Genomic DNA, 10,947 nt, shown 5'->3' on the forward strand with positions numbered 1-10,947 from the left:
TGAGGTTGCTGAAGCGTCATCGGGCCGGGCCGGGAGGGCATCTCCGAGGTGCGATTGTTGCATGCGCCGTCGCGGGTGAACGCATCGTTCGATGAGCCGAATCTGGTGTCGGCGGCCGGGCTGGTGCCGCTGATGCGGCTGGCCGTGACGGCGGGGTTGTGGCGGCTGGTCGCTGATCGGCTGCGGGTGCCGGGGTCGGCGGGGGTGAACCCGGCCGGGAAGATCGCCACGGTGGTGGCCGGGATGGCCGCGGGCGCGGACTGCATCGACGACCTGGACGTGGTCCGCTCTGGTGGGATACCGCGGTTGTTCGGCGGGGTGTGCGCGCCGGCCACGCTGGGTCAGTTCCTGCGCGAGTTCACCCACGGCCACGGCTTGCAGCTGGCGTCGGCGGCGCGGGCGCATCTGGTCACCCTCGTCACGACGACCGGGTTGTTGCCCGGCATCCAAACCCAGGCCTTTGTCACCAACAACACCGAACCGACCGCGCAGACCGACATCACCAACTCGCACGAAGATCAACACACCGACTGGTCCACGGATCGAGGCTAAAGGGAGCGAGAGATGCTGACGCCTGAAGACAAGACTCTGCTGCTCGCCGCAGGCTGCGCCAGCAAGGACACCACCAGGGGATCAGGGCGTGGAGCGAGTTGCTGATCAGCTTCTGCACAGATATGACCAGCGACACAGGCGAACAGTTGACCAGGCGATGGAGCAGCACGAACACGACCTGGATCGACAAGCAGGTGTCGGACACCCACAAGGATCTGGATTCAAGCCTGGGTGAACGAGTCGCGTTCGCGTGAGCGACAGCAGTGTCGATCTCTCCCCCGACGTGGCGACCCCGCCTGATGAACGAGTGCGACCGTAACGTCGACAAACTGCTATCTCTCTACATCCGAGTAGCAGGCCAGAGCGGTAGTTGTCAAGTCGGGACTGTAACTTCATCGGTGGTGCGCCACGAGGCGCTGTTTGTCCGGATGGAGGTGGAAGACCTTCATGGCTCTGCCGTCGTAGCGGTGGGGTGAAGCTGGCGGCAGCCTGATCCGGGGGACGCCGGGGAGGGTGGGAGCAGCCGCGACAAAGTCGGGCCGGTCCAGTACTGCCGGATGGGTCGGGCCTGGTGAGCGAGACGGGAAGGTATACGCGAGGAACCGGTGTTGAGGCCTCTTGAGTTGTGACCAGCTCGAATCCGGTGGATGTGGGCTGGTTGGCGGTGCGCACCGTTTGTCTGATGTGGACGGGCGGAAACTCCTGGGAGGGTGCCACAGGTCTGGCCTGGGAGGTCACGGTGAAGGACTACGGCGTAGCCGTGACGATGCCGCAGGGGTAAAGCCGGGTACCTCACCCGTCGACCGGATGACAGTGAACGTGGGAACCGCTTGCTGACCGGTCCGTCCGATTCCGCCATCCGGGCGGTGATCGGGTGGATAGGCGCGTCGCCTGCCGAAGGCGGTGAGCGGGGCGGAGCCGTCGTAGTACTCCGAGGCCGGGAAAGCCGGTCACATGGGGAGGGACGGCAGCGTGTCAGTCAATGGAGAGGACTGCAATGTCCGAAGACACGCCGGGGAATCCCGGCGTCGTGAGGTGGCCGGATCCTGATTCGGCCTACTTCGCGGTACGGAGGATGCAGATCAAGTTGCACCGTTGGGCGAGCGAAGATCACGCTCGCCGGTTCGATGATCTGTTCAACCTGGTCTGTGACCCGGCGTTCCTTCTCACCGCATGGCAGAGGGTGAGGGGCAATGCCGGAGCGCGGACACCCGGGGTCGATCGGGTCACAGTGGCCCACATCGAGTCCCGGGTCGGGGTGGAGGTGTTCCTGGACCATGTTCGGCGCTTGCTGAAGACGGGTGAGTTCCGGCCGGTTCCGGTGCGGCAGGTGATGATCCCGAAAGCGTCCGGCAAGCTGCGGAAGCTCGGGATCCCGACCGTCACCGACCGGGTGGTTCAGGCGGCACTGAAACTCGTCCTTGAGCCGATCTTCGAGGCGGACTTTCTGCCCTGCTCGTACGGGTTTCGCCCGAACAGGCGGGCGCAGGACGCGGTCGCGGAGATCCAGCACATGACCACTCGCGGCTATGAGTGGGTGCTGGAAGCCGATATCCAGGCCTGTTTCGACACGATTGATCACGTCGCGTTGATGGACAGGATACGGGCTCGGATCAAGGACAAGAAAGTGCTGTCGCTGGTGAAGGCGTTCCTCAAGGCCGGAGTCATGACGACCACCGGAGATCGCGAGGACACGTTCACCGGCACCCCGCAGGGCGGGTTTTGTCCCCGCTGCTGGCCAACATCGCCCTGTCCACGCTGGATGAGCACTTCGCCCGGCATTGGACACAGACGATGAGCACTTGGCATCAGCGGGACCGCCGCCGCAGACAAGGCCTCGGGTCATGGAAGTTGGTGCGCTACGCCGACGACTTCGTCGTCTGCGTCAACGGCCAACGCCGCCACGCCGAGGACCTGCGTGGCGAGGTCGCCCGGGTGATCGCCCCACTGGGGTTGCGCCTGGCACCGGACAAGACCCGAGTAGTGGGCATCGACGAGGGCTTCGACTTCCTCGGCTTCCACATCCGCCGGATGCGCAAGCGAGGAACGAACAAGCACTACGTCTACACCATTCCGTCGAAGAAGACGGTCAAGGCCGTTACGGCGAGGGTGCGTGCCCGCACCAGCAGATCAACCCTGCACATGGACTTGGACCAACTCCTGACCGGGATGAACAGGTCGTTGCAGGGATGGGCGAACTACTTCCGCCACGGCGTGTCCAAGCAGGTGTTCTCCACGGTCGACTACTACGCCTGGCGGCGGATAGGGACCTGGATACGCCGCAAACACGGACGCATTTCCTGGCGGGAGGTCCGCCGCCGATTCTGCGACCAGGGATGGCGGTTCGCTCACAACGGGGTCGTTTTCCGCGGCGCGGCCAGCGTCGCGGTCACCCGATACCGCTACCGCGGCACCCGGATACCGACCCCATGGACCATCAACCAGCCAGCCGCACCCGGTTGATCAACGGGCAAGACACGTGGAGAGCCGGATGCCTGGAAACAGGCACGTCCGGTTCGGGCGGGCGGCCCGCGGAAACGGACCGGGAGCAATCCCGACACCGCGCCGCAGGCCGACCCCACTGAGCTTGAGTTTTAAGGTGTTTGTTGGTTCGTGGTGTCCTTTTTGGTGGTCTTTCCGACGTGGCTCACGGCTGCGCGGTGGGTGTTGCGTGATCCGGGTGGGCGGCCTGGTCCTGGCCGGGAGGGTTTCGGTGCGCTGGCGGGCAGGGTGAGTGTCGGTCGGATGTTGCGAAACCCTCGGCGTACTCGGGCCGGGGTCAGCCGGTCGGGTGTGGTGGCCGCTTTCTCCCACGGACGGCGTAGGTCTTCGGCGAGGTGACGGGCCAGGCGGAGTTGGGTATGCGCGGTCACGATCAACCATGTCCACCGGTCGGCCGCCTCCGGTGTGCGGATGCGGGGCTTGGTCCAGCCCACGGTTTGTTTGAGGAACCGGAAGGTGTGTTCGAGGTCGAAGCGGCGCAGGAACATCTGCCATGACCGATCCACCTCGCCGGTTGTGGCGGCGGTGGCGGAGGACCACAGCCACAACGGTTTCGGTGTCCCGTCACCGGGCAGCCGGTCGACCTGCAGCCGGATCACCGTGCCTTCCAGGATCGGCAGCGGACCGTCGTGGTCGGCCCAGGCGCCCCGGCGGGTCAACCTGGGATGCAGCCGGTCCCAGGACCGGGCTCGTGCGCTGCCGTATCTGGTGGTCTGGGTGTTCGTGGTGTGCGCGGCCTCGGGCCAGGTCGCCGGGTCGGTGAACGTGAACTCGGCGCCGTGACGTGCGGGGCGCCCGGCGGTTCCCGGCTGCCGCGGCGGCGCGGGCAAGCGCATCACGCGGTCCGAGCGCACCCGGACCAGCACCCGGACGGGCAGATCGGTCAGCAGGAACGCCAGCCGGGGTCCGTCGTAGCCGGTATCGCCGACGATCCAGATCTCCGGGTCGCCCTCGTGCCAGTGCCCGGCCGTGATGAGCCGCTCCACGACCGCGCGCAGTTGCGCGGCGGCGACGGCGGTGTCCTCATCGTCGGGGCGCAACCGTTGCGCGTCGAGGATCGCCGTCCACGAGGTGCGGCCCGGCTCCAGCACCGCGACGAACGAGTACGGCCAGCCCGGGATCATCTGGGCTTGGCCCTTGCCCCGGGCGTAGGTATGGCAAAACAGCCGGTCCGGGCTGGTGTTCGCGTCAGGGCGCAGCCAATGGCTGACATCGATGGCCAGCGTGATCCGGCCGTTGTCGCAGCGCGGGATCGACTGGCGGGCAACAACATCGCGGAATCGGTCGATATCGACCCGGCCGGAGTTCAGGCTGTCATACAGGGCGCCGTGCCCACGCCGGTGCTCGGCGGCCAACGACAACTCCACCAAGGAGGTGACCGGCCCGTCGGCGCAGAGCACCGCGTCGGTCAACTCGAACAACGCGTCCGCCCGCGCGGCCAGGCACTGGTAGAACTCCTGACGGAACCGGGACAGATCCCCGAGTGCGCCGATGGCACCGGCGTCGTGCACACTGATCATCGAAGCCCCTGGTCTGATCTTCCTGCTCTCGCAAGGAGGATGATCAACCAGGGGCTTCATCCATGATCAACCGGGGTGCCCGCTCCCGACATGGACCTTAAACAACAAGCTTAGGTCCGGTCGGAAGCGGCCGAGTTTCTCTCGGCGTCCTTCTACTGAAGCTCGATAATCAAGGTGGGCAGGGCTGTGCGGAGCCAGTCGATGTACTGGTCGTGCGTCCAGCCGCGTTCCTTGGTCATGATGAAGTACGTCGTGTCGCCGTAGACCGTCAGCAGGATGTCGGTCGCGGTGTCCACGGTCAGCCCGGCACGCAGTGGCGCCTTCTCCGCGACCGTGGCCACGACCTCGCGGAACGCCGTGCGCCGCAGGTCCTCGTGGAACTCGTGGGTGCGGCGCACCTCGTCGTCGGTGAGGGCCGCGCCGCGCAGGATCTCGCTGATCGTGCTGGCCCGCTCGAAAAGCGGGCCCGCGCCCCGGATGAAGTGGCCGAGCGCGGCGGCCGCGTCCGGCTCGCCCACCATCGCCCGCCACCACGGCGACTCCTGCGGGAGGGTCGGCTCCTCCTCGCCCATGACGAGGTTGTCGATGACCGCGCTGATGAGCGCCGATTTGGTGTGGAAGACGAAGTAGACCGTCTGCCCCGCGACGCCCGCCCGCTTGGCGATCGAGGCGATCGTGGCTCCGTGGTAGCCCTTCTCGCAGAACTCCTCGTGTGCCGCGTGCAGGATCTTGCGCCGCGTGGCCTCGGACTTCTCCCGGCGCGAACTCTTGACTTCACCCATGATGCGCCCACACTATTGGAAGCTACTCACTAGAGTAACACTCTAAAGTAAGGGTAAGATCATGAGCACAGTCGACACCCGTGCGGCGAGATCGCCCGCCGCCACCACCTTCGTGCGCCGCGCAGGCGCGATCTGCCTCTGGGCCGGGCTGCTGGGAGCCGCTTCCGGCGTCTTCCTGGCGGTCATCCCGGCCGCGGTTCCCCCGGAGCGCTTCAGCTATCCGCTGGCCGCGGGCGCGTTCGTCGCGATCCAGCTCTGGTTCTTCGTCCAGCACCTCGGCCTGCTCCTCGGGCAGGCCGCGCTGTGGCGAACCGGCGTCGCGGGCCGTTCCCGCGCGGCCTGGATCGGCCACGCGATCGCTTTCGCGGGAATGGCGCTGCTCGCCGTGACCGAGGTGATCGCGACGACCTCCGCCGAGGACCTCTACCCCAGCGAGAACACCGATCCACTCGACGTCCTCTACGGCGTTTCCAGCCTGGCCACCGGACTCGGACTCATCATCGTCGGCGTGGCCGTCGTGCGTGCCGGCGTCTGGCAGGGCGCTCGCCGCTGGCTCCCGCTGGTCCTGGGTGTCTGGGTCTACGTCCCGATGACCCCGGCTCTCATGGCGGGCCACATCCCGGCACGGCTGTCGATCGCGGGCTGGATGCTGCTCTACGCGGCGCTCGGCTGGGCGTTGACGCGGGCGGACCGCGGCCGGGTGTGACCGATCAGACGCCGGTCGGGGGAAGCCTCACGGGGGCCAGGCGTTGATCTGGATATGACCACCGAGGTGGACGTAGCCGTCATCGGCGCCGGGCAGGCGGGCCTGTCGAGCGCCTACTTCCTCCGTCGCGCCGAGCTCGACTTCGTCGTCCTCGACGCCAATGCCGGACCCGGTGGCGCCTGGCAGCACCGCTGGCCGTCGCTGCGGCTCGGCGGGGTGCACGGCATCCACGAGCTGCCCGACTTTCCCTTCGAGTCCGACGACCTCGACCGCCCGGCGGCCGAGGTCGTCGCCGAGTACTTCGGTTAGTACCAGCGGAAGTTCGCCCTCCCGATCCTGCGCCCGGTGAAGGTCCACTCGGTGACCGACGGCCCGCGGCTGCGGGTCTCGACCGACCACGGCGTGTGGGCCGCCCGGGCCCTGATCAACGCGACCGGAACCTGGGACCGGCCGTTCTGGCCGCACTACCCCGGCCAGTCCGACTTCCTCGGCACGCAGCTGCACACCGCCGATTACCCCGGCCCCACGGCCTTCACCGGCAAGCGCGTGGTGGTCGTCGGCGGCGGAGCGTCCGCGGTGCAGGCCCTGATGGAGCTCGCGCCGCTTGCCGAGGCCACTGCCTGGGTCACCCGCCGTCCCCCGGTGTTCCGCGAAGGGCCGTTCACCCAGGAAATCGGCCGAGCGGCGGTCGCCCGGGTCGACGAGGCCGTCCGCGCAGGTCGGAGTCCGGCGAGCGTCGTGAGCGTGACCGGGCTGTCCCTGACCCCGGAGGTCGTGGCCGCGCGGGAAAGCGGGGTGCACGACCGGCGGCCGATGTTCGACCGGGTGCTGCCGACAGGTGTCTCGTGGGCCGACGGCCGATTCTTCGAAGCCGACGTGATCCTCTGGGCGACTGGGTTCCGGGCGGCTCTGGACCACCTGGCACCGCTGGGCCTGCGCGGTCCTGGCGGCGGGATCGTCATGGACGGCACCCGCGTCGCGGCGGACCCGCGGCTGCACCTCGTCGGCTACGGCCCGTCCGCCAGCACCATCGGCGCGAACCGGGCGGGTCGGACAGCGGTCCGTGAGATCCGCGCCCTCCTGGGGCAGCGGACAGCAACCGCGGCCTAGAGGTACGGCAGCAGCTCCGGCCGCTTGGGAACGCGCCCGTCCCCCGACGACCGCCCAGTGAGCCGCCTGCCGATCCACGGACCCAAGTGCAGCCGTGCCCACCGCAGATCCGACCGCACCCGGCTCGCCACCGACGGCGGGGCCAGGACGGGCACGGGAGCGGTCCAGTCGAACCGCGGCTCGTGGCCCAACGCCTGCAGCGTCGCCTCGGCGACCCGGCGGTGGCCTTCGGCGTTGAGGTGGATGCGGTCCTCCGCCCACAGCGCGGGCGAGTCGAAGACCTTGGCGGAGAACAGGTCCACCACGATCGCCGAGTGCTTCTCGGCCAGCTCGTCGACCAGCGTCAGGAGCCGGTTGATCCGGGGCATCAGCCGTGCGCTACCGCGCATCCGGCCGGTCGGGTCGACCACGCGGAACAGCACCAGCTGCTTGGCCGCGCCCGCCAGTTCCTCGGCCGCGTGGGTGATCTTGGCGGTGACCGCGGCGACGTCGCAGCCCGGACGCAGGACGTCGTTCATGCCGCCGGCGAAGCTCACCAGGTCCGGTGCCATGGCCACCGCGGGCTCGACCTGCTCGTCGACGATCTGGCGGACGAGCTTGCCGCGAATCGCGAGGTTCGCGTAGCGGAATCCAGGGGTTGACGCGACGAGGCGGTCGGCTACCAGGTCGGCCCAGCCCCGCCAGGTGCCGTCGGGAAGGTCGTCGAACATGCCCTCGGTGAAGGAGTCCCCTAGTGCCACGAAACTTGTATATGCGTTCATATTGTGGCCGAGTTTAAACTCTTGAGTAGCTTGAATCTGGCGCTAGGGTCCGGCACATGAAGCGACCCTTGATCATCGCCGCGACTGTCGCGGCGGCCTTCGGCTTGCTGCAGGTCCCCGCGGCGGCCACCCCGGAGCCCGGACTCACCTGGCAGCTCTCCCCCACCGGTTCCGAGGCCCGGCTGCGCGGTCTCGCGGCCGTGAGCCACCGCGTGGCCTGGGCGAGCGGCAGCGGCGGCGCCGTCCTGCGCACCACCGACGCCGGTCAGACCTGGCAGCGGTCGACCCCGCCGGGCGCGGAGACGCTGCAGTTACGCGACATCGAGGCGTTCGACGCCGACAACGCGGTGGCCCTGTCGATCGGTCCCGGCGAGGACTCGCGCATCTACCGCACCACCGACGGCGGCGCGACGTGGAGTGAGACGTTCCGCAACACCGAGCCGACCGCGTTCTACGACTGCATGGCGTTCTTCGACCGCAGGCACGGGCTCGCGCTCAGCGACCCGGTCGACGGCAAGTTCCGCGTCCTGTCCACCGGCGACGGCGGCGCGACCTGGTCGGTCCTGCCGTCCGACGGGATGCCCGCCGCCCTGGAAGGCGAGTTCGCGTTCGCCGCGAGCGGTCAGTGCGTCAGCGTCGCGGGCGGCCGGGACGCGTGGATCTCGACCGGCGGTGGGGCCAAGGCGCGGGTCCTGCACTCGGCGGACCGCGGCCACACCTGGGCGGCGGTCGACACGGTGCTGGCAGGCGGCCCGAGCGCGGGCGTCTACGCCACGGCGTGGCGCGACACCAAGCGCGGGATCGCCGTCGGCGGCGACTTCGCCGCGCCCACCAACGGCGTCGACGCCCTGGGCCTGACCCGGGACGCGGGACAGACCTGGACCAAGCCCGCGAACGCCCCCAACGGGTACCGCTCCGGCGTCGCGTGGCACCCCTTCGTCCGCAGTGGTGCGATAGCGGTCGGACCGACCGGCAGCGACGTCACCTTCGACGGCGGCCGCACCTGGAAACAGTTCGACGCGGGCACGTTCGACACGGTTGACTGCGCCCGCGACGGCGCGTGCTGGGCCTCAGGGGCGACCGGCCGCGTCGGCATCCTCCGCCTGACGACGTAAGGACGACGCGTGCCCTCTGCGATCCACAACATCACCTTCGACTGCGCCGACCCGTACCCGCTGGCCTCCTGGTGGAGCGAGGTCGTGAACCGGCCCATCCAGCCGGAGGACGAACCGGGCGACCCGGAAGCGATGATCCACTTCGACAACGGCCCGACGCTGCTGTTCATCCGCGTCCCGGAGGGCAAGTCCTCGAAGAACCGGATCCATCTCGACCTGCGCCCGGACGACACCCGCGACGCCGAGGTCGAGCGCCTGCTCGCCCACGGCGCCTCGCTGGTGAGCGACCAGCGCAGGCCGGACGGCACGGGGTGGGTCGTGTTGAGCGATCCTGAGGGCAATGAGTTCTGTGTGGAGCGTTCCGCTGCCGAAAAAGCAGCCACCGCATGACCATCGGCGTCGAGCGCACCGGCCCGCATGAGTTCGTCGCACGCAATGAGCGGGGCGGCGAGGTCAAGATCGGGCGCGTCGGTCAGGAGGGTTCGTTCAGTCCGGTCGAACTGCTGCTGGCCGCCGCGGCGGGCTGTGTCGCGGTCACCGGCGAGGAACTGGTCCTGCGCCGCGCGGGCGAGATCCCGATCAGGGCGACGGCGGCCGATGTGCGGCCCGCGGGCGCGCACCAACTCGACGGCGTCGACGTCTCACTCGACGTCGATCTCTCCGGGCTGGACGCGCACGCCCAGGCGGAGGTGCGGGCGGTGGTGATCCGGGCCGTCGAGGCGCTGTGCACCGTCACCCGGACACTGAAGCAGTCGAGTGAAGTGCGGCTGACCATCCCCTGAGGACGCGCGGACCATTTCCCGACGAGAGCCCGCCCCACCTGGTGAAACACCAGCGAGGGCGGGCTTTCTCGATCTTGGCGACGATAGTCGCGCCCAGCGTGTGCGCATCTTCGACGCGGTTGCCTCGTTGACCCGCTCGACAGACACCCGCGCTGTCCGGCTCGCCGTCGCGGCGTCAGGAGGTCGTTGTGACAGGTCACAACTCCAGTGTCCGAAATGTGGCTGGATGTCCCAACAACTCTGGGCCGAGACGGCCGTTGAGTCCTATATCGACTGTCGCCGACTCCGGGAGATCCATGTCCACGCGCCGGCGCCGCGCCGCGATCGCACTGATCGGCGGGCTCGCGTTCCTGACCGTTCCCGGGGTTTCCCAGGCGGCCGCCCCCGAAGTCACCCCGGGCACGCTGTCCGGCGTCTCGGTGGTGAAGACGGGCTGGTGGTGGCGGGTCAACGAGACCCCCGACCAGCCGGCCGCCGCACCGCCCGCCGTAGCGCCGCCCAACGCCCCTAACGGGTCGCTGCCGGTGGCCGCGGCGGTCGGCGACCCGGAGAAGATCTCCGCCATCGAGTTCGCGCTGGACGCGGAACCGGGCGCGACGGTGACGTCGTTCGTCTTGTCGCTCAAGCAAAGCGGCGCGACCGCGGCCAACGCCAACCAGGAGAGCGCGAAGATCATCGCGTGTCCGGTGACCGAGTTCTGGGCCGACGGCCAGGCCGCGCCGTGGAAGACCCAGCCGCTGTTCGACTGCGGCGCGTCGGCGGCGGGAACGGCCGGACCGAACGGGGTGTGGACGTTCGACCTGACCTCGATGGCGAGCACCTGGCTCGCCCCGGGCAGTTCGGCGCCCACGTCGGTCGTCATCGTCGAGCAAGTCGAGGCACCCGCGACGTTCCAGGTCGCGTTCGACGGCCCGGCGGCCAACGGCGTCGGCGCGAAGCTGGTCTCCACACCGGCTCCACCGACGACTGATCCCTCCACTCCGGACAGTTCGGTGGGCGGCGGATCGGACGGATCCTCGGGCGGCTCAGGCGAAACCGGCGCGGGTGACCTCGGCGGCGGTGGCGGTGTGCCTGCCGACGCGGGCGCCGCGCCCGAGGCCGGCGCGGTGCCCGGAGA

Annotated in this window: 9 protein-coding genes and 3 pseudogenes; 9 read left to right on the forward strand and 3 right to left on the reverse strand. The window is 69.0% G+C overall.

The window, feature by feature from the left end; translation table 11 throughout:
• The first annotated feature begins 75 nt into the window (after positions 1-75).
• The 3 genes and pseudogenes from ACRDSQ_RS28175 (at position 76) to ACRDSQ_RS28185 (ending at position 3,015) form a co-directional block, all read left to right on the forward strand.
• Positions 76-552, forward strand: a complete 477-nt coding sequence (locus tag ACRDSQ_RS28175; protein WP_431425200.1) for a hypothetical protein — start codon at positions 76-78, stop codon at positions 550-552.
• Between the two features lie 1,333 nt (positions 553-1,885).
• Positions 1,886-2,517 (forward strand): annotated as a pseudogene (locus tag ACRDSQ_RS28180) (reverse transcriptase/maturase family protein); the annotation flags it as partial.
• A gap of 177 nt (positions 2,518-2,694) precedes the next feature.
• Positions 2,695-3,015 (forward strand): group II intron maturase-specific domain-containing protein, encoded by a 321-nt coding sequence (locus tag ACRDSQ_RS28185; protein ID WP_431425209.1) that lies wholly within the window; start codon positions 2,695-2,697, stop codon positions 3,013-3,015.
• A gap of 131 nt (positions 3,016-3,146) precedes the next feature.
• On the opposite strand, the gene ACRDSQ_RS28190 is transcribed toward ACRDSQ_RS28185, so the two are convergent.
• Both ACRDSQ_RS28190 and ACRDSQ_RS28195 read right to left on the reverse strand, forming a co-directional pair.
• A complete protein-coding gene (locus tag ACRDSQ_RS28190) occupies positions 3,147-4,574 on the reverse strand; it encodes an NF041680 family putative transposase (protein ID WP_431425201.1) in 1,428 nt (475 codons plus the stop codon).
• A gap of 152 nt (positions 4,575-4,726) precedes the next feature.
• Positions 4,727-5,356, reverse strand: coding sequence for a TetR/AcrR family transcriptional regulator (locus ACRDSQ_RS28195; protein ID WP_431425202.1), 630 nt, complete (start codon positions 5,354-5,356; stop codon positions 4,727-4,729).
• A gap of 61 nt (positions 5,357-5,417) precedes the next feature.
• Between ACRDSQ_RS28195 and ACRDSQ_RS28200 the strand changes: the two genes are divergently transcribed.
• Positions 5,418-6,062 (forward strand): hypothetical protein, encoded by a 645-nt coding sequence (locus ACRDSQ_RS28200; RefSeq protein ID WP_431425204.1) that lies wholly within the window; start codon positions 5,418-5,420, stop codon positions 6,060-6,062.
• A gap of 54 nt (positions 6,063-6,116) precedes the next feature.
• Positions 6,117-7,172 (forward strand): annotated as a pseudogene (locus ACRDSQ_RS28205) (FAD-dependent oxidoreductase).
• On the opposite strand, the gene ACRDSQ_RS28210 reads toward ACRDSQ_RS28205, so the two are convergent.
• Positions 7,169-7,912, reverse strand: coding sequence for an SGNH/GDSL hydrolase family protein (locus ACRDSQ_RS28210; RefSeq protein ID WP_431425205.1), 744 nt, complete (start codon positions 7,910-7,912; stop codon positions 7,169-7,171). The pseudogene ACRDSQ_RS28205 and the gene ACRDSQ_RS28210 overlap by 4 nt on opposite strands.
• Positions 7,913-7,989: 77 nt before the next feature.
• Here ACRDSQ_RS28210 and ACRDSQ_RS28215 point away from each other — a divergent pair, with 77 nt between their 5' ends.
• The 4 genes and pseudogenes from ACRDSQ_RS28215 to ACRDSQ_RS28230 all read left to right on the forward strand — a co-directional run.
• Entirely contained in the window at positions 7,990-9,048 is a 1,059-nt protein-coding gene (locus tag ACRDSQ_RS28215; protein ID WP_431425206.1) for a WD40/YVTN/BNR-like repeat-containing protein, read from the forward strand.
• Between the two features lie 9 nt (positions 9,049-9,057).
• A complete protein-coding gene (locus tag ACRDSQ_RS28220) occupies positions 9,058-9,438 on the forward strand; it encodes a VOC family protein (RefSeq protein ID WP_431425207.1) in 381 nt (126 codons plus the stop codon).
• Positions 9,435-9,830: an OsmC family protein gene (locus ACRDSQ_RS28225; protein WP_431425208.1), complete on the forward strand. Its 396-nt coding sequence runs from the start codon at positions 9,435-9,437 to the stop codon at positions 9,828-9,830. The genes ACRDSQ_RS28220 and ACRDSQ_RS28225 overlap by 4 nt, the downstream gene beginning before the upstream one ends.
• Positions 9,831-10,126: 296 nt before the next feature.
• A pseudogene (locus tag ACRDSQ_RS28230) lies at positions 10,127-10,947 on the forward strand (hypothetical protein); the annotation flags it as partial.

Source organism: Actinokineospora sp., assembly GCF_050699995.1.
GTDB lineage: Bacteria > Actinomycetota > Actinomycetes > Mycobacteriales > Pseudonocardiaceae > Actinokineospora.

What these genes read in the sequence shown, in the direction of transcription:
- ACRDSQ_RS28185 (WP_431425209.1), top strand. Translation starts at nt 2,695, where the DNA reads ATGGACTTGGACCAACTCCTGACCGGGATGAACAGGTCGTTGCAGGGA.
- ACRDSQ_RS28190 (WP_431425201.1), bottom strand. Translation starts at nt 4,574, where the DNA reads ATGATCAGTGTGCACGACGCCGGTGCCATCGGCGCACTCGGGGATCTG.
- ACRDSQ_RS28195 (WP_431425202.1), bottom strand. Translation starts at nt 5,356, where the DNA reads ATGGGTGAAGTCAAGAGTTCGCGCCGGGAGAAGTCCGAGGCCACGCGG.
- ACRDSQ_RS28200 (WP_431425204.1), top strand. Translation starts at nt 5,418, where the DNA reads ATGAGCACAGTCGACACCCGTGCGGCGAGATCGCCCGCCGCCACCACC.
- ACRDSQ_RS28215 (WP_431425206.1), top strand. Translation starts at nt 7,990, where the DNA reads ATGAAGCGACCCTTGATCATCGCCGCGACTGTCGCGGCGGCCTTCGGC.
- ACRDSQ_RS28225 (WP_431425208.1), top strand. Translation starts at nt 9,435, where the DNA reads ATGACCATCGGCGTCGAGCGCACCGGCCCGCATGAGTTCGTCGCACGC.